Genomic DNA, 20154 nt, shown 5'->3' with positions numbered 1-20154 from the left:
GAACCATATAAATGAAATAGAGGAGGATGAGAATGAGCCAATTCGATAATCTAACAAAATACATACCGCTGCTTCAGGAAGATCCTATTGGAGAATGGGTCATCGATCAAGAAAATGATGGCACAGCTGAACATCCGATTCAGATGCCCTTTGTGAATTATTCCGAAACGGTTCGTCACTTGATCGAAGATGTTTATACCTTTGCAAAACAACATCAAGAGCTGGAGCTTACCCGCTACAGAGAGATCCTCAAAGAAAATGGGATTGAAGGTGGACCGAACGATATCGAGAATGTGGACACTTCAAATTTAAATGCGCAGTGTGTGCTTGCTCTCATGATGGGGGTTGTGAGAGCCGAACGGTTTAGCGAGGGTGCCATATTCAAATTCTTTAAAAGCGGAGCTATTGTAAAGTGCCTGGAAAGATTGGATTGTTTGGAGTGATCAAATGAAAAGTAAAACAGATGCAGCCAACACTTTTCCACCTATGAAAATAGAAGAAATTGATAACATTTTATTAAATGCTCTTGATGCGTATAAAATTCATTTTACAAGATCCCTATTGTCCTGATAAAAGTGATATTCACAGTGTGTATGTCATCTATAAAAAGTCTATACTCAATTTACTTGAAGGTAGGATTCGTTCTATTCATAGTCATGAATTCATGAATGCTAAGAAAAAGGATCGAGCGATTTCTAAAGAAGATATTGAATATGTACTAGAGATGGCTACAGTTGTGGTTCTTGCAAGTGAAAATAGTGGAGTACTGACAAATTATTTTTATAGCGGAGTCGGCGAAAGGTTAGATCGTATTTTTAATATATGCTTAGGTTATTCTTCAGATTTACAGAAAACAGAGAACAAAGTAAGATTGCAACGATTTATGAATGATATAAAGATTGTTGAAGAGATGGGATTGTTAGAAAATTTTTAGGATCATGAGCAAAACCTAGATGTTAGAGAAATCTAGGTTTTTTCGCGCTTTTGAAAAATTTATTCAACTTCATGTTGACCTTCCTCTTAACTGAAAGGTTTATACTTTGATCAGATCAACAAAACGGAGGAGATGCAGGATGTTCAAGATCGGCGATTTTTCTATGTTAAGTAAAGTGCCTGTTAAAACCTTAAGATATTATGACCAAATTGATTTATTAAAGCCTAAGCAGATTGATCAAGATTCGGGATACCGATATTACTCAGCTGAGCAGCTGCTTGAGGTCAATCGAATTTTTCTGTACAAGGAATTGGGCTTTACGTTAAAGCAAATGGCTCAGCTTCTTCGGGAAGATATTTCGGTAGAGCAGATTCAGGGCATGTTTCTGCTGAAAGAAAGTGAGATTCAGCAATTGATCGAGAGAGAACAACAGAAATTAGCGCGTATTAAGGAGCGGATGCACCTCATTAAACGAGAGGGGTGTGTTGAAAAAGAACAGGAGGTCATCATCAAATCTGTTGAAAGCAAAAGCATCATGTCTTTTCAATCCAACGGAACTGTTGACGAAATTCCTTCATTCTTTCAAACGTTTCATCATTTATTACTTAAAAATCAACAAGAATTGATCTCGGGACCACAAATGGTGCTGTGGAGGGAATCAATGGAAAAAGAAAGTGAGTTCGAATTTGAGGTGGGGTATTCCGTCAAAGCGTTAAGGTGCACTCTTCCTCAAGGAATCACGATACGTACGTTACCTGCTGAAGAAACAATGGCGACACTGTTATTTCATTCACATTCTCCATCCGCACAAACTGCTTGTATTGACCTGGCGACATGGATTGAAAATAACGGATACCGCGTGAAAGAAGACCAGCCGGGCCGAGAGATTTATTACCCTTTGTCTGAAAATGAAGAAGGCAGACTCATTGAAATTCAAATTCCTATTATAGATGAAATCAAATCGTAAACATTGCCCAAAGGAGAAACGTCACGATGAAAAACAAAACCGTTGTCTATTTACTTGCTTTAGCAGCCTTTTTAATTGGAACGATTGAATATATCATTACAGGCATTATCCAGATGGTCGCAGATGATTTACATGTCACGACGTCTGCTGCTGGATTATTGGTCACGTCTTTAGCGCTCTCAGCAGCCATCGGCGCACCGATTGTCATTGCACTGACGATCAATATGGACCGCAGAAAAATATTATCATGGATGCTGATCATTTTTATTTTAAGTAATTTCATCACAAGTGTCAGCCATTCGTTTGAAATGGTGATGATGACAAGGATTTTACAAGGAATCAGTGGGGGGACGGCTATTGTAGTGGCAATGGCTGTTGCGACTCGTCTTGTAGAACGTGAAAAAAGAGGAACAGCCATTGGCATCATTTTAATGGGATTAAGCAGCTCCTTGGTTTTAGGTGTTCCAATCGGGACATTTCTAAGCAGTATGATCGGATGGAAAGCATTATTCGCAACCATTGGATTGATCACGCTTATTCCGCTGATTGTTGTGTATAGGCGAATTCCGTCTATGAAAGAACAAGAACCGGTGACACTTGGTATGCAATTATCGATTTTAAAAGATAAGCGAATATTACTTGCGGTGGCAGTGACGCTATTCTATGTAGGTGGATATTCCACGTTATTTACCTATTTAACGCCCTTCCTGCAAGCATCAGCAAACCTTAGTATCACAGAAATCAGTGGCATTTTATTACTAGCTGGAATATGCAGCTTTTTGGGCTCCAGCCTTGGAGGGATTGCAGCAGATAAAAAGGGCCCAATATTCACGATTTTCTCTGGAATCATTCTGCAAATCATCATGCTCATGCTGCTAGCATTTGTCACAGGGAATCTCGTGGTCATGGTGGCTGTCATCATGATATGGATGATCGCTACATGGAGCACATCACCAGCTCAGCAGCTATATCTTGTCACACTTGTACCAAAATCTCCTGATATCGCATTAAGTGTCAATACATCATTTATTCAATTCGGATTTGCCTTAGGCTCTGGTGTAGGAGGGATTGTGTTAAGCGAAACATCTATATTAAACCTAAGCTGGATCAGTGCTGGAACCGTTTGTCTCTCTTTACTCATGACCATTCTAATGGTGGCGTTTGACCGATTTTCTCAGCGTAAGAGTTTAAAGGTGATCGAGCAAGGAAGTTAGCATGGTTTCAATTTTTCTTGACGTTTATGCTAACACAAGTTCAGCTCTTCGATTAGAAGGGACTACTTATTTCAAGTAGTTCCTTTTTTAATAGCAACTAATGAGGCTGAACAGACTACAATATTAATTTGAATAATACACCAGTTAAGGATGTTTATTTGCTACAATAGTAGTAAATATCCAAAGAGCCAAGGATGAAGAAAAGAGGCATCAGGAACAAAATTAATTCAAGGTATAAAGCAATTTTTATATAAAATGATAATTTTCTAAATATTGTAAACATTCTTTTTTTAATTTTGTGGATTATATAAAGTGTTAATCAGTATTATATTTAAATAAAGAATAGAGGGATAGAGTGGAAGAGCAAAACTATAATTTTCAAAAATTAACACCTGATAGTGATGTAGATTTAAAACATTATGAGAGTGCCATTGATTTTATATTTAAAACTCCTGATGTTAAGAACATTGCTATCTCTGGAGCATATGGAGCTGGTAAAAGCAGCTTAATAGATTCATATAAAAAAAAGCATAATAGTTTGGAATTCAAGCGAATTTCATTGGCACATTTTAAGCAATCTGATACAGAAGACGAAAATAAAATTAAGGAATCTGTATTAGAAGGGAAAATAATAAATCAGCTAATACACCAAATCCCATCAGATAATATTATTCAAACAAATTTTAAAGTTAAGAAAAATATAAAAAGCGGAAAATTAGTATTAACTACTTTATTGACAATGCTTTTTTTATTATCTATTTTACATATTACAATGTTCGTATTGTGGAATAGGTATGTGGTTTCGTTATCATCTTCTAGGCTTAAAGATATTTTAAGCATATCTACAAATAAATATAGTCTTATCATCAGTGGAATACTGGTTGCTATAACATTTTCTGTATTTCTTTATTCATTGATAAAAGTTCAAAAAACAAAAAATATATTTAGAAAGCTCAGCTTGCAAGGCAACGAAATTGAGATTTTTGAAGAAAACGAAGATTCCTATTTCGATAAATATTTAAATGAAGTTTTATATTTGTTTGAAAATATTAATGCCGATGTCATTGTATTTGAAGATATGGATCGTTATGAAGCAACTAGAATCTTTGAACGCCTACGTGAGATTAATACTTTGGCGAATATTAATAGAGAAAAACCAATTCGATTTTTTTATCTTTTAAGAGATGATATTTTTGTATCAAAGGATCGAACAAAGTTTTTTGATTATATAATACCAGTTGTTCCTGTGGTAGATAGCTCAAATTCATATGATCAATTTATTACGCATTTTAAATCAGGTGGTATTTATAAGCTATTTGATAATAACTTTTTACAAGGTCTTTCATTATATATTGACGATATGAGAATCCTTAAAAACATATACAATGAGTTCGTAATTTATTATAACAGACTCAATACAACAGAATTAAATAGTAATAAAATGCTTGCTATTATAACCTATAAGAATTTATTTCCAAGAGATTTTAGCGAATTGCAACTTAACCAAGGTATGGTATATACACTTTTTGCAAAAAAAGATGAATTTATTGAAAATGAGATTGAAACGCTTGAAGTGTTAATGGATGATAAGAAAAAAGAAATTGAACTTGTTAAAAAAGAGCATTTAACTTCCATTGAAGAATTAAAAGATTTATATTCAGTAAAAAATAACCGGCTATCTAATTGGCAGCGAGAAGATGCTAAGTATAAAGAGGAATTTTCTGACCGTGAGCAGGCTATAAAGAACATTTTAAATAATCGACTTCCTATTTTAGAAGAGGAATTATCACGTATCGAACAAGAAATAACTTCATTGAAATCCAAACAACTTAATGAGATTATTTCAAGAGAGAATATAGATGATATTTTTAAAGTGATATCAACAAATGAGATAGGAGTTGAATCTACTTTTGATGATATTAAAGGTAGTGAATATTTTGCATTGCTGAAGTATCTTATACGTAATGGATTTATAGATGAAACCTATGCTGACTACATGACTTATTTTTATGAGACCAGTCTTAGTAGAGTAGATAAAACTTTTTTACGAAGTATTACTGACAGAAGAGCCAAAGAATATACTTTTAAACTAGATAACCCGTCGCGTATAATTGATAGATTGCGATTAGTAGATTTCGCTCAAGAAGAGATCCTTAATTTTGATTTGTTTCAACATCTGTTGAAGTCAAATAATATTTCAAACTCTCTTCAAATATTTTTAAACCATCTAAAAAATACTAAGGATTTTAAATTTGTTGGACAATTTTTTGATACTAAAAGGGAAGTTTCAAATTTTGTGAAATATCTTAATACAGAATGGCCAGAAATGTTATCTAATGCAATAAAAGAAAGTAATTTAACTGACAAGCAGATTCGCCTTTATTCAATATATACTTTTTATTATTCTGATGAAAATAATATTCGGATTATAGACGAAGAGAAGGCACTTTCTGATTACATTTCTAAATGTGCTGATTATTTAGATATAGAATCTCCCGACATACAAAAGCTAATCCATGGATTAAGGTTACTGAAAATATCTTTTGTTCGAATTGATAATGCAAAACTTGAACTTTTAGAAGCTGTTTATTCGAATTGTTTATATGAAATAAATTTTGATAATTTGAAATTAATGCTCAAGAAATTTTATCCGGTGAATGAAGATGAAGAAATACATCATAAAAATTACACTTTGGTGTTAAGTCAACCTGATTCACATTTGGCAAATTACGTAAATGGAAACATAGATAAATATGTTGATGTTATATTGTCAAACAGTAACGGTAAAATCAATGATGAAGAATCAGTAGCTTTACGTATCTTAAATAATGAAACCATAAAACTTGATCAGAAAGAGTCCTATTTGAAGTTATTACAAACTTCAATTACGTCAATTGTTGACGTTGGTGATAAAGATTTGTGGATTTTACTATTAAAGAATAATTTAGTTAAGTATACGGAAGAAAACATTATTGAATATTTTGGATATAGAGAATCGCTAGATGATAATTTAATATCTTTGATTAATAAAGATATGTCCAAGTTGGATTTTCGCAGAATAAAAAACAATTATGATGAGGAGAAGGTAGAAAAGTTTTTTAATGCTTCATTAGTTTCTAATGAGCTTTTCAATTACAAATATAGAGAAATTCTAACTACACTTGATTATAAATTGAATAATTTAAATATTGTTGGTATACCTGAAGAAAAGTTATGTATCCTGATCCAAGAGGATATTTTAGAGATGCATGTTGAAAATCTACTGTTCTTGCGAAAACATTATCCAAATCAAGTGTTAGACTTTATTGAAAAGAATCTTAAAGAATACGTTAATTTAATTGCATATGATGATTTTAAAATTGACGAGTTACTAGAAGTTCTCTCATGGAATGTTGAGGATAATATTAAACTTAGGTTGCTTGAATTTACAAGTGATTCGATATCAATTGTTGAAAAAGGCTATTCTACTCAAGTTATAAAATATATTTTGAGTAACAACTTCGACTCTAACGATTATTACTATCTATTTTCAACTTATGAAGAATGGGATGATGAAATTAAACAACTAATAGAAGAATTGGCAGTGAAGCTTGAAGAATTAAGTGTAGCTATAGCTGATACCAAGAATGTTTCAAAAAAATTATTGGAGAAATTAATAACTTCTAAAGAACTAGAAGATAACATAAAAATTGATATATTCATTTCATCATTTCCGAACTTGGATAAGGAAACATGTAAAGGATATCTTGATTTATTGGGCTTCAAAAAATTTATTAAGCTATTTGAAGAAAGGAGTAGACCTCAGTTTGAAAAAAATGAAGTTAATTCAAAACTATTAGATGCATTTAAACAAAGAAACTGGATTTCTGATTATCAAGATAATATAAATAAAGCTGGATACTACAAAGTTATAAGAAAGACATAAGGCTAATTCTTCCGAAAATTTAATATGATATTTCTCGTTATAACAAGTACAAATCATACCTGTCTCAAGCGTTCACTTTGATTACTGCATAGAGGTGCAGGAGCAATTAAGAAAGGTCGGAATAAGAGTGACAATCGATGAACGGGATGAAAAACTCGGCTATAAAATGAGAGAAGCACAAATGCAAAAAATCCCTTATATCGCTGTCATTGGCGATACAGAAATGAAAGAAAAAACACTGAACATCAGACAGCATGGAGAAAAGATTTCAAAGCAGCTGTTTATTGATGACTTTAAACATTTGGCAGCCCACCAAATAAAAGACAGAACAGCTGCTCAAATATGATGTGCTGATTTCATGAAGAAAGATAAGACGTTCATTGAATGATGGGCGTCTTTTCATTTGCGAAAAAAGCCGAATTGACAGTAGAAAGGGAAAATATTGAAACATTTTTTCGGTAAAATCGTAATAAAGATAGAGCGTTCAACAGAAACATTTAAAACGGAGAGGAGTATTACATGGAACAAGCTGCACTGAAAAAGATGAGGACGAAACAAATAGCTGTCTCTAATTTAATAGCCGTTATCATAATCGTCGCTTTTTTAATGTTGATTCAAATTGTTGAAATTCGATTTACACATTTCTTTCTTTGTTTAGGAATTTTAATGCTCCTTCAAAGCATTTATGGTTTTATTAAAAAAGGATCAACAAAGTCTTTCATTCCAATTTTCGAGCAGATAGCTATTTATGAAAAAGAAAAATTGGGGAAAGAGTGGGAGAAAGAACAGAAGGTGGATAATGTTTGGAAACTGATATTGAGTGGGCTTATGTTCTTTCAGTCTTTTAGCTTCCAAGATGTATCGAACCCATTCTTTGATATCCAACCTTTATTTCTACTTTTCTTATTGATTATGGCTCTAGCTCTTATCAATATAAGCATGCTTTTTCGCTTTAGAAAAATCGACCGATCGACTGATGGAGAATTAACAGGCTATACAAAAGAGTCAAACATAATGGGAATTGCTTTAGGATTCTTGTCAGTAATCATCATCTTCATCTTTATCGTTATTTTTGTTCTTCCATAAAACTTAACCATTTTGAGGTGAATCCATTGAATGCAAACATACAACAATTGATTGATCAGACAAAGGCGAAATTTGGCTTAGATCTTTATCATCTAAAAAGACACAGCTTTCATCGTTACGTCAATATGTTTAATGAAACGATTTATACATTGAATATGGAATGGTTCCCCTCTCATGAAGCTGAACCTGAGGACGACGATGTCAACCCAGACGGCACAGCCATTATTGAAGTGAATTTGAATAAAGGACAGGTGGAAACAGTTATTTTTGTCATGGACAAAACCTATGCGCAGCATGGTGTCACATTTAAGAGACCATATCCAGCTCATGTCATTCAATGGATCGAACAAGAAACAGGGTTGATCTATGGTGAGCATTTTCACATGCATCAGAAGGAAAAAGGGGGACTTTTTTTCGAAGAAGCAATAGATGGCGTGAAAGTGACGCCTTCAGGCAGAATGGAGGTGAAATGGGATGAACATGGACAGCTCATGTACTTTACACACCACGGCCCATTTTTAGCCAAAACATTACTGAGAACTGAGGAATATGTGCTTTCTATTGATAAGCTGGAGAACTTAGCCGAGCAGCAAGTGCAGCAGTTTCAATGGCCTTCCTTCGAGCACAATCGAATTCGAGCAATTTATGCATTAGAAGAAATCTATGTCAAGAACGATGGAACAGGAACGCTTCCGTTTGAACTTGGGCGTGGAGAAACGCATTGTATACACATGAATGAGATCATTGAGTGGAATGAACCGTTAAACAATGCCTTTGAAAAAAAGGAAATGAATATCCATGAGGACATTTCAGCTGAACAAGCTTTCTCATTGGAGCCTTCACCGGATACCATCCCGATATCAAAAGAAGAGCAAGCTGAGTGTATCAAAGCAATCCGAAGATTCTTGGCGCAAAAATATCCAAAGGATACAGGGAAGTGGGTTCTGAAAACACTCCAACGTGATCATGGATACATCCATGCGATATTAAAAACGAACGGGCAAGAAGGCAGTGGGTTTATGGACAAGATCAAGGTCTTCATTGACGCCAGCTTGTTTGAAGCCGTTAATTACATAGATAAAAAAGAAATGTTTCAAGTGTGCGGGATACTCAATCCTTCTCAAGCAGCAAGTGAAATTTCTGTATCTCAGAAAGAAGCCTTTGAAAAATTGAGAGAACGTCTTGAACTTACACCTATCTACGTCTATGACGAAGTGCAAAAACAATATGTTCTATGCGGAAAGCTCGATTGCCATGATGGTGTTGATGCAGAGAGCGGCGAAGTGTTTTCTTTGAAAGACCTCTCATAATTTCTTAAGGAACAGTGAGGAGCTGTTCTTTTTTGTCTCATTGCACCAATTTTTTGAAGAAATTTGGAATTTTGTAGCAGGAAGTTGTCGTTTCATCACGAAAGAAACAGATAAGAATATGATCATAGGTCCATCGGTTGGAATATAGTAGACGTCATACATAGTAAACACTCCTGACAGTAAAGTTTATCTACAATGCTTTTTGAAGAAAAATGAAATCGTGTCTCTAGTAGTATACGACATTTGGTGGACTGACATCATAGGATGACTTGAACACGTTTGTTTTTAGGTAAGCTTGAAGCCATGATAGAAGAAAGTGAGGATATCTGCCTTGAGTACATTGGAAGTGTTTCGTCAGTTTTTGGTTGACCATTATCCTGCGTTACAAGATGAGCTTTGGCTGAAAGATGTTGATACCCTTCGAATCTCTCCTATTCTTCATCCTTTTCTGAAAAGCAAGCTGCCAGAGGGGATCGAAAAATTCACTTGTGTCCTATTCACGCAGCAGACAGATCAAACCGCTGCACCGCTCAAAGTATACCTTCTATTAGATGAATATGAGCAATCACTTTACGCCATTGATTTGATGAATGAACAAATCGTGCTTCATTAATACAGAAGCAAAAAGCTGCTTGAGAAGCTCTCAAGCAGCTTTTTTTGATGAACATTAGTCGATCATATCAACCAATCTTAGGTGCAAGTTGTCCAATTCTTTCTTTGTTGGAAAAGAGCTGATCAGCAGCGTAGACCGCCCGAATTGAACCGGAAGCTCAGTATCAGTCACAATCATATCAATCCCAAGTTGATCCATCGTTACATCATTTAATGTATTTTCTGGACTTGTAAAAGTGTGAATGAGAGGAGGCACGCTTAATTTAATTAAATCTGTTATAAACAAACTATGATAATAGCCTAATGTTGAAATAACAAATATGTTCAACACGTTTCTCCGCTCCATTTCCAATTGAACAAGCCCTCTCCAGGTAGACGTAATGATACGGATCAATTCCCGTTCATTTTTCACAAAAGAAGCGAGTATATCGTCTGTTTTTAACTCTTGGATGATATGAGTAATCCTCGAATAGAAGTAAGGAAGCTGCTCTTTCACCTCTGATAAATAACTCGATTTCTTTTTGAAAAGGAATCCATCTCTCACGGTAATTTCCTTAGAATACACATAATATTGGAGAAGAATCAGTGTCATCACCTTGCGATTAGCCACCTCTTGATGATAAATCAACTCCAATTGATTGATAAATGAATGAATGGCTTCAAAGAGGCGTGGTGTATGCGATTGAAAGAACGTCAACTTTTCTTCGACAGATTCAATTGATTTAAAGTGGCCAATAGCTGGTTCGATCAATAGTAAAAAGACAAATTCGTGATGATCCAGCGTAATACCAAAAATGTCCTTTGTCATTTGGCAAATGTGCTCTTCCCAGTTTTTGATTTGATTATAGATACCTTTGGCTGTAGAGGTCTGTTTTTCTTCATTCATCGAGTACGTATAATTGCGTCGTATGGTAAAATTTTTCCTCACTCGGTGAATGGAAACACCGAGCCACAGGCAGTATTTATCTATAGCCACATCTGGTACATTGACTTCGAGAACCTGAAATAGCTCTTGTAATAAATCAACTGCGTCTTGCTTTTGAATATCATCGAATGGCCAAAGCCGGCTTCCATACACTTCAAACAAAAACTCAACAAAGAATTGACGAATCTCCTTCTCATTCCCATGGAACTGCATACTATCCGGGCGTAACTCGATGTCATAGGATGTAAGGATCGAATTGATTTTATGAATGGTGTTATACAATGTGGATCTACTAATATTAAGCGTGTCCATCCATTCATAGAAAGACCTGTTTTGTTCGAAAAAAATGCCGTCAATCAATCGAATTTCAATCGTATCTTTTAATATTTCCTTGATATAATAATCCACTCGTATCGTCTGTGTATAACAAATGGATATGCCTTGTCTTGGCTTTATGTGGATTAACGGCTCTCCATTCTCTGTTTTGAACGATTTCATTTGTTCTAAATCGCTTTGAATGGCACGAACCGAACCGATATGTTCATTCGATATTTCTTGAAGGCTCCACCACTTATTTTTGGATACAAGCAGTTTTAAAATTTTTATCCATCTCTTTGATTTATTATCAATGAGCTCCATCAAACAACTAACTCCTTCCCTTGGCTTGCCTCTATATATTATGAAGTTCCGATAAAGAACATGAGATTCTCAAAATAGGCATGAAATGATTGTAATGTTTAGGCTAAATCGTTTTGTCTTCACTTTTGATGATAAAGAAGAAAAAAATTAGACGAAAACAAATGTTATTCGCTGATTCTCCATATTTTTCTTTTAAAAGGTGATAAGTATGCCATGAATCCTATAAAAATGGATCATTTTAGATATTTTGTTTATTTTTTTGCTGTTGAAACGGTAAATGAAAGAATAAAATGAAGCAGAATTTTGATTACCATATGAAAGGGAGTAGAAAGGAATGCGATCTATATGATGCTGAACTGACTCACCATACATACCATATGATACAAGCTTGTTTCATATGAACGAACCCTATGTGAATACATGCTTATATATGCATGTACACATCATTTGTTGTTCATACCAGTATCAATAAAAATTCACATTTATTCTTTCATGATCCCTCTCACTATTCCCCATTTCTATAGACCCCTATCCCGTTAGTAAACCCCTACTCATAATTGATCAACTCATTTTATTCATAGGGTCTTAAGGTGCAATTTTTAGAAAATATTTGATCAGAAGCGGAGTGATTGATCAGACAGTATACAAATGATTTTTTTATCGTTGTTGAAAATTAATTTTAGAAAAGGGTGGATGTATTGAAAAGAATATTGTCATTGGCTCTCATCGCGGTGTTAGTCATACAGTCTAGTATATTAGGAATCTTGCCTCTGGCAGGGGCACAAGCCAAAGAAAGCCGAGAAAACATTTATGGGGATATTGAGTTTGCAGATAGCGAAGGAAACAAGTTATCAAACATGGAAGATCAGCTAGTAAGAAAGGCAACTGTCCATTGGTCTATAAAAGGAATTGATCTAAAAAAGCAATATCCGTATGTTCTCTCTCTTCCTTCAGCCATTCAGATAGAGAAGGAACAGAATGCACCAATTATTGTCAATGAAGTATCTGTTGGAGAGTATACCGTTTCGAAACAAAATGAAGTGACGGTGATATTTAAAGAAGATGTTGAGATTGATCCAAATTTAGAAGGAGCAATAGACATCGATGTCACCAGTATAGCTGAGCAAAAAGAGAAAACAAAGCAAAACGAGCATGAAGAAAGCCTATCAAAAGATGACTCAACCTCATCTGAGGAAGACAAAGCAGCTAAGAATCAAGAAGCCGCTCAAACGAAACAAAGCGATGAGGATGAATTACTAAAAAACAAAGTGAACGTATCTAAGCGTGTAGGGCTGCAAAGTATTTCAAAACAAATGCTGATACAAGAAAATCTCCTCACTGATGCGAAATTGATATTTGAAGATCAGGAAGGAAATTCAGTTGATAGGCCTGATATCAACTCGCTGATTTCCATTAACTATAAGTGGGCCATCCCGAATGGGCATAGCTATAATGGCGGGGATGAATTCCATTTCAAGGTTCCAGAGGAATTAGTGATTTACGAAAAAATCGATCGTCTCGAGATGAAATTTAATCAAGCAACCATTGGTTATTTTTCTGTAGATGAAAGTGGAAATGCCTCCATCGAATTCACTGACTTTATCAAACAATATTCAAATATCCATGGAACACTTCAAGTGTGGACGCAATTAGATAAAAAAACTGTCATTACTGAAGAAAAAGAAGTGGTCATTACTCCAATTGAAGGCAAAGATACGATATCGATCCCGATTCAATACATTCCAAATGGTCCAAACGTCTCTAAAAAGGGAGAACCAAATCGATTTTACAATGCTGAAACCATTCAATGGATAGTCGATTTTAATATGGACTTAGACGATGTGAAACAAGCGAGACTTTTAGATCCGATTCAAGAAGGTCAAGCGTTAAAGAAAGATTCAATCAAGCTTTATCGTGTTGATACAAAGCTAAATGGTGAAACATCGATTGGTCAGCAGCTTGACGAAAACCACTACACCATCGGCCAAACAGCAGATGGTCAAGATTTCACGATTGAATTTAAAGATGACGTGCATCTAGCTTACCGTTTAATGTATGAAACGGACATTACGAATCAAGATCAGTCTGCGTTTCGTAATAAAGCGTCCCTTGTCTCTGCTGATAAAGTGATTAGTTCAGCAGAAGGAACAGTGAATGTGACTAGAGGCAGTCCTTTAAATAAAAAAGCCGCCCACTACGACCCAGTCACACAAACAATTACGTGGGAAATTCGTTATAACTATAACGAAAAAAAGATGGCTAAAAAGGATGCTTTGTTAGAAGACTTCTTTAATGGCACACAGGCGCTGATATCCGATTCATTTCAAGTCAAGGAAGTCACAATTGATCAGAATGGCAAAGAATCAGGAACAAAAGCGTTTGGAAATTATGTGGTTCAACCTCAAAAAAAGGATGAACAAAACGGGTTTACCTTGCAATTCAATCAAGATATTCAATCGGCTTATCTCATCACATATCAAACAAAAGCAACCGAGCGGATTTTTGAAGCTGAAGAGATTATCAATACTGTAACAGCTGGCAAAGAGAGCAAACAAGGGAAGCAAAGAATTGACCAGCAAATCCTAACGAAAAATCATGGAACACCGAATTACAAGAACAAGACCATTCCATGGCGTATCACCTTCAACAAAGATCAACAAACCATGAACAACCTGATATTAAAAGATACGTTTACAAACGAAGGATTGACGCTGCAAAAAGATAGTTTAAAAGTGACGACAGGAAATACATTGCTTGAAGAAGGCACAGATTATCAAATAGTTGAACATGCAAATGGATTTGATATTCAATTTACGAAAGAAATAAAGACAGAACATACAGTCACATATACAACGTCTTTTGATTATGAAAAAAGAGCAGATAAAGATCAAAAGAATCTGCGTAATCATGTAAAGCTTGAATGGGTAAATGAAGATGGCAAGGATTTGACGAAGGAAAATCAGTCTGTCTTCACGCCTGACACATACACGCAGTCAAATGGGTTCAAGAACGGAACATATGATGCAAAGAAAAAAGAGATCACCTGGAATATCGGTGTGAACTATAACTTGAAACATTTAGAAGAGGCGAAAATCGAGGATTTCATTCAAGGAAATCAGCGTTTGCTTAAAGATTCAATCACCATCTACTCGCTTGATTTACATGGCGGGGAAAATGGAGCAGAAGAAAAAGAGGTATTAGCGAAAGAACATTATGACATCAAATTCCTTGAAAATGAAAAGGGAGAATCAGGCTTCGAAGTCATTTTCAAAAATGCCATTGATTCCCCATACAAAATCACGTATCAAACAAGTGTTGAAGGAATGGATTTAGTACAGAAAACCTACGAAAATAAAGCGGCCCTTTATGATGGAAAGACGAAAGAATCAGATGTGAACGCTGTAGTGTCCATTCCAAATGGAGGGAAATACACGAGCAAATCAGGAAATCAGCAAGGGAAAGTTATTGATTGGAAACTGAATATCAACTTTGGTCAATCAACAGTCCAAGATGCGACGATTATAGACCATCCGAGCAGTAACCAAGCCATAATAGAAAACTCATTTCATCTCTATTCGACGACAATAGATGAAAAGGGGCAAGTGACCAAAAAGGAAGAGCTGGAAAAAGGGAAGGATTATGAGCTAGACCTTGAATTCGATCCAGACTCTTTTCAAATCAAATTTAAAGAAGAAATCACCAGACCATATATTTTAGAATATCAATCTCTCATTTTAGATAAGGTGGGAAGTACACTTCATAACGAAGTAACGTTTAGAGGTGAAAATGTAAAAGAAATAAAAAAGGAATCCGAAGCCTCAATTGTGGTAAAACGCACCGCTGGCATGGGAGATGGCACGGGAGCGATTGGCGCTTTAACCATTAAAAAGGTAGATGCGAGTAGTGGAAAAGTGCTAAAAGGAGCAAGCTTTTCTCTGACAGATGCTGCGAGCGGTATCGTCATTGGAACAAAGGCAACAGATGAAGAAGGAGCTCTTCGATTTGATCGTCTCTTGTATGGTGACTATATAGTGACAGAGGTGAAAGCACCTGATGGTTATATGAAGACCAAAGAACCGATCCATGTAACGATTGATCAGCCTTACGAATCAGGAGATCAAGCGAAAACAGGAAATAGCATGACGGTGCAGAACCAAGAAATCCGCCAGCATGTCAAGTTAACAAAAAAAGACAAAGAGACGGGTGCAGCATTAGAAAATGCAGAATTTGAACTAAGAAATGAATCTGGAGATACCGTCCAAACCCATTTGAAAACGGATGAAAAAGGAGAAATTCTTTTCAAACATCTTGAGCCAGGTTCCTATTATTTCGTTGAGACAAACGCACCGAAAGGCTATCAATTAAATCAGCAAAAATGGCCGTTCACAATTAAAGAGAATCAAACAGAAACAACGACTGTAACCGCAGTAAATGACATGATAAAAGGCTCTGCAGAATTGAGCAAAATAGGCGAAGGCGGAGAGAGACTAGAAGGTGCACAATTCAAGCTCTTAGATCAAGATGGGCATGAGCTAAATGGTTCGCTTGTCACAGGAGAAAATGGCAAGGTCACGATAAATGAACTAAGACCGGGTACGTATCAGCTCATTGAAACAAAAGCACCTGATGGTTATGTATTAGATGAAACGCCAATCAAATTTGAAGTACCACTCGATCCAAAGGAACCAGTCATCATTTCGAAAAAGAACCTCTATGAAACAAGTGCATTAGAAGTGATGAAAGAAGGGGAAGATGGCAAGAAGCTTCAAGGTGTTCGATTTGAAATCATGGATCAAAATGATGAAGTTGTGCGTAAAGATTTGACAACAGATGAAGATGGGAAGCTTTTGGTCGACAACCTCAAACCGGGCAAATATCAGCTCGTGGAGACAGAGAGTATTGATGGTTACCAAAAGAAAAATAAACCTTATCCTTTTACCATCGAAGTCGCACAAAAAACTCAGGCAGAGATCAAAGTAATCAATGATCTTAAAACTGGAGCTGTCCAGCTCACGAAGCTCGGTGAAAAGAATGATGTGCTTAAAGGAGCAGAATTCAAGCTTTTAGATGCAAATGGAAAAGAGATTGAAACGGGTCTCGTCTCAGATCAGAACGGGCAGATCACAATCAGCGATCTTAAACCTGGAACCTATCAGTTTGTTGAAACGAAGGCTCCATTCGGTCATGAGCTTGACGAAACACCTGTCACTTTTGCTATTCCATTTAACCCACAGAAGCTGGTCAGTGTCACAAAAGAAAATAGCCGCACAACAGGCGGAGTGCTGTTACACAAAAAAGGCGAAGATGGGAAATCATTAGAAGGGGTTGTCTTTGATCTATCTGATGCCAAAGGAAAGATAGTGGCAGGAGGAGAAGGGATTACAACCAATCAGGATGGAAAGATCACCTTCACAGGTCTAAAACCTGGAACCTATCAATTTGTTGAAAGAAAGAGTCTTGAAGGCTATGAATTGAGTGCGAAACCACTTGTCTTTCAAGTTGAATTAGGTCAAAAAGAGTTGATTCAAGTGGAGGCAATCAATCAGCTCAAGAAAGGTTCTGTAGAACTAACAAAAATAGGGGAAGAAAAAGAAAGATTGAAAGGCGCAGAATTTACACTTTTCAATGACGATGGTAAAGAATTGATGTCAGGTTTAACAACCAACGAGAAAGGCATCATCACTGTAAACGATTTGAAACCAGGCGCTTACCAATTGGTTGAAACGAAGGCTCCTTTTGGACATAAACTAGATGCAGAACCAGTAGACTTTAAGATTGATTTCAACCCAAATCAACTGGTGAAAGTAACGAAAGAAAATATTCGGACGACAAGTGCTGTGAAGCTTCAGAAAAAAGGGGAGGATGGACAGTTGCTCGCTGGGGTGACCTTTGACCTGATTGATGAGCATGATCAGCGTATTCAGAAAGACTTAAAGACAGACAAAAACGGTCAACTGACAGTCGATCAACTGAAACCAGGAACCTATCAATTTGTCGAAACAGCAAGCATTGCCGGCTATGAATTGGATCAGACACCTGTCTCATTTATGATTCGTTTAGGTCAAGACAAACCAGCAAAAGTAGAAATGATCAACAAACTGACGCCGGGAGCAGTGGAACTGACCAAAGTGGATGATGAGGGACATACGCTCGAAAATGCAGAGTTTGTTCTTCTAAGTAAAGAAGGGAAAACGTTGAAGACATCACTTGTAACGGATCAAAAAGGAAAGCTCCACATCCACCATCTAAAACCGGGAGAATATCAATTCGTTGAAACGAAAGCACCTCACGGCTATCAATTGGATGATCAGCCGATCCTGTTTACAATTGAGAAAAATCAGCAGAAGCCACTTCAATTAACAGCGAAGAATCACTTGATGTTAGGAAGTCTGCGTATCATAAAAGTAGATCAGCAGACAGATAGAACCTTAAAAGGTGCAGCCTTTGACATTCGTACAAAAGCCGGGAAAACCATAAAATCTGTGACAACAGGAAAAGACGGAGAAGCCATTGTCAAAGGGCTTAAACCTGGTGAGTATATACTCACAGAGACGAGAGCTCCAAATGGTTATGTAGCTTTAAAGAAGCCGCTCATCTTTACAATTCAAATGGGCGAAGTGGAGATCAAGACAATGATTGTGAAAAATGCACCAGTAGAGAATGAAGAGGACCACACGAATCCTCCAGCCTCACCTAAAGGTGATCAACATCCGCCTCATGACTCAAACGGTGAGCTGCCAAAGACTGGAGAAGAATGGCTGCGTTATTTGATGTATGCAGGGATTTTACTAGTAGCTTCTGGAACTGTTCTTCTTGTTGTCAGAAGAAGAACCATTCAGTAAAAGGAAGGAACGAGTGTATTGATGAAAAAAAGAACCTTATTAGGCAGCTTTTTGGTGTTCACAGGGCTGATGCTCATCTCCATTCCTTTTATATATGAGTGGCGAACTTCTCAAGAGACAGCGGCAATGGAACAGGCATTAAAGATGATTGAAGAAAATGACAGTGATGCCCTTTCTTCTATTCCACATTTAACTGTGTCAGAGGAAGACCTACGAGATGTGATGGAGCTAGAGATCCCGTCAATTGATTTAAACGAAAAAGTGCTTCCAGTTACATCAAAAGAAAATTTAGGTATTGCACTGACTCAAATCAAATCTCATCAAATGCCAGGTGAAGGGAATTTCACGATTGCAGGCCATAGAGGGTATAGAGGCGATCGGCTTTTCAGGCAGCTGCCAGAGGTGCCGAAAGGAGAAAAAGTCGTCTTACATTATCAAGCGGAAACATACGAATATAAAATTGTCAGCTCAGCTACGATTGAACCGACGGATATTGATGTACTAAAGGATCGCGGAAAAAATGAACTGACATTGATCACTTGTACTCTTGATGGTCAGAAACGATTTGTCTTAAAAGGAATACGAATCAATGCTTCAAAGGGTGAGCAACCGTCGGATGTATAACACCAACATAATAGATGATGGGTACAATCGAAGAGCAGCGTTGACGACCGACATGTTACACCAATTGTTATCAGAGCATTATCCAACTTTAAAAAACGAACGTTGGGATGTTGATGTAGATACAATTCGGACTTCGCCTATTCTTCATCCTATATTAAAAAGAAAGCTACCAATTGGTATCGAAAAATTCACCTGTGTCTTGTTCACGCAGCAAACAGCCGTTTTTGGAGAGCCTTTGATTGTGTACTTTTTATTAGATGAAAAAGTCGAATCGATTTACGCAATGGATTTCTTGCTCGAGCAGCAAGATACCCATTAAACGAGAAACAAAAAAGGAAGGGGCTTTGACTCCCTTCCTTTTTTGTTATTCAATTACGCAAACAACTTCAGCCCAACGACGCCAATCACAATCAGCAGCAAGCTGAGGATACGAATCATGTTTTTCGGCTCTTTAAATAGAATCATATTAAACAAGACAGAGCCCGCCGTTCCAAGTCCAATCCAGACCGTATAGGCAACGGATACTTGAACGGAAGAGAACGAGGCGTATAAAAACAAAAAGGATAAGGCAAATCCGCCAACAAATAAAATGCCTGTCGTGATTTGCTTTTTCTTACTGAACATATTGAGACCAATGGTTCCGCCAATTTCAAAGGCAGAGGCTAACAGCACAAAAAACCAGCCCATTTATACCGCTTCTCCTTTCTGCTCATGTGCATCCCCATCAGACACTTTCAGTCCAATAATGCCGAGAATTAAAATGCCCATAAATAAGAGCTTTTCTAATGAAAACGAACCGCCAAACAGCGCATAATCCATCAAAGACGTACCAATCGTTCCAACTCCGGCAAACACGGCGTACACGGTGCCTGTCGGCAGCTTCTCGCAGGCTTTCATTAAAAAATAAAAATCAACCGGGATCAGGCAGATAATGATCGCCCACTCCCACACAGCATCAGCTTTATTTAAACCAAACACCCAAAGTAATTCGAATAAACAAGTGAGTGCGACATACATCCAGCTTTTTTTCATCGTATTTCCTCCTAAAACTAAAAACTGACGATTCGTCATTTTGA

General features: G+C 36.5%; 15 protein-coding genes. 12 read left to right on the top strand and 3 right to left on the bottom strand.

The annotated features are described in order from the left end of the window. Window positions 1-32: 32 nt before the first annotated feature. The 9 genes from ACSSTM_RS08040 to ACSSTM_RS08000 all read left to right on the top strand — a co-directional run bounded on the left by ACSSTM_RS08040 (window position 33) and on the right by ACSSTM_RS08000 (window position 10049). A complete protein-coding gene (locus ACSSTM_RS08040) occupies window positions 33-443 on the top strand; it encodes a DUF6508 domain-containing protein (protein ID WP_034665085.1) in 411 nt (136 codons plus the stop codon). 146 nt (window positions 444-589) lie between these two features. Continuing rightward, window positions 590-934, top strand: a complete 345-nt coding sequence (locus ACSSTM_RS08035) for a hypothetical protein (RefSeq protein ID WP_420735183.1) — start codon at window positions 590-592, stop codon at window positions 932-934. Between the two features lie 139 nt (window positions 935-1073). Next, entirely contained in the window at window positions 1074-1901 is an 828-nt protein-coding gene (locus tag ACSSTM_RS08030) for a MerR family transcriptional regulator (RefSeq protein WP_268496215.1), read from the top strand. 26 nt (window positions 1902-1927) lie between these two features. After that, window positions 1928-3115, top strand: a complete 1188-nt coding sequence (locus tag ACSSTM_RS08025; protein ID WP_420735185.1) for an MFS transporter — start codon at window positions 1928-1930, stop codon at window positions 3113-3115. Window positions 3116-3470: 355 nt separating this feature from the next. Next, window positions 3471-7040, top strand: coding sequence for a YobI family P-loop NTPase (locus ACSSTM_RS08020; RefSeq protein ID WP_309416361.1), 3570 nt, complete (start codon window positions 3471-3473; stop codon window positions 7038-7040). 94 nt (window positions 7041-7134) lie between these two features. After that, entirely contained in the window at window positions 7135-7386 is a 252-nt protein-coding gene (locus ACSSTM_RS08015) for a His/Gly/Thr/Pro-type tRNA ligase C-terminal domain-containing protein (protein ID WP_420735186.1), read from the top strand. A gap of 173 nt (window positions 7387-7559) precedes the next feature. Further along, a complete protein-coding gene (locus tag ACSSTM_RS08010; RefSeq protein WP_437404121.1) occupies window positions 7560-8126 on the top strand; it encodes a hypothetical protein in 567 nt (188 codons plus the stop codon). 26 nt (window positions 8127-8152) lie between these two features. Beyond that, window positions 8153-9436 carry a hypothetical protein gene (locus ACSSTM_RS08005; protein ID WP_437404120.1) on the top strand — a complete coding sequence of 428 codons (1284 nt, stop codon included), beginning with the start codon at window positions 8153-8155 and terminating at the stop codon, window positions 9434-9436. Window positions 9437-9767: 331 nt separating this feature from the next. Then, complete coding sequence (locus tag ACSSTM_RS08000) at window positions 9768-10049, top strand: hypothetical protein (RefSeq protein ID WP_003217864.1); 282 nt, start codon at window positions 9768-9770, stop codon at window positions 10047-10049. A gap of 54 nt (window positions 10050-10103) precedes the next feature. On the opposite strand, the gene ACSSTM_RS07995 is transcribed toward ACSSTM_RS08000, so the two are convergent. Then, window positions 10104-11612, bottom strand: coding sequence for a helix-turn-helix domain-containing protein (locus ACSSTM_RS07995; RefSeq protein ID WP_034665066.1), 1509 nt, complete (start codon window positions 11610-11612; stop codon window positions 10104-10106). 698 nt (window positions 11613-12310) lie between these two features. Between ACSSTM_RS07995 and ACSSTM_RS07990 the strand changes: the two genes are divergently transcribed. Genes ACSSTM_RS07990 through ACSSTM_RS07980 form a run of 3 tightly spaced genes read left to right on the top strand, consistent with a single transcriptional unit; the run spans window position 12311 to window position 19397 of the window. Continuing rightward, window positions 12311-18454 (top strand): SpaA isopeptide-forming pilin-related protein, encoded by a 6144-nt coding sequence (locus tag ACSSTM_RS07990; protein WP_437404119.1) that lies wholly within the window; start codon window positions 12311-12313, stop codon window positions 18452-18454. Window positions 18455-18475: 21 nt separating this feature from the next. After that, the gene (locus ACSSTM_RS07985; RefSeq protein ID WP_034665237.1) at window positions 18476-19078 is read left to right on the top strand and encodes a class D sortase; all 603 of its coding nucleotides are present in this window, start codon (window positions 18476-18478) and stop codon (window positions 19076-19078) included. After that, window positions 19071-19397 (top strand): hypothetical protein, encoded by a 327-nt coding sequence (locus ACSSTM_RS07980; protein ID WP_437404118.1) that lies wholly within the window; start codon window positions 19071-19073, stop codon window positions 19395-19397. The genes ACSSTM_RS07985 and ACSSTM_RS07980 overlap by 8 nt, the downstream gene beginning before the upstream one ends. A gap of 53 nt (window positions 19398-19450) precedes the next feature. Here the strand turns inward: ACSSTM_RS07980 and ACSSTM_RS07975 are convergent, their stop codons facing one another. After that, the gene (locus ACSSTM_RS07975; protein ID WP_034665057.1) at window positions 19451-19765 is read right to left on the bottom strand and encodes a DMT family transporter; all 315 of its coding nucleotides are present in this window, start codon (window positions 19763-19765) and stop codon (window positions 19451-19453) included. Then, entirely contained in the window at window positions 19766-20110 is a 345-nt protein-coding gene (locus ACSSTM_RS07970; protein ID WP_017358819.1) for a DMT family transporter, read from the bottom strand. Window positions 20111-20154 lie beyond the last annotated feature (44 nt).

This window comes from Bacillus sp. RK1064 (genome assembly GCF_051488405.1).
Lineage (GTDB): Bacteria > Bacillota > Bacilli > Bacillales > Bacillaceae > Bacillus.
This window is presented reverse-complemented; position numbering and strand designations above follow the sequence as displayed.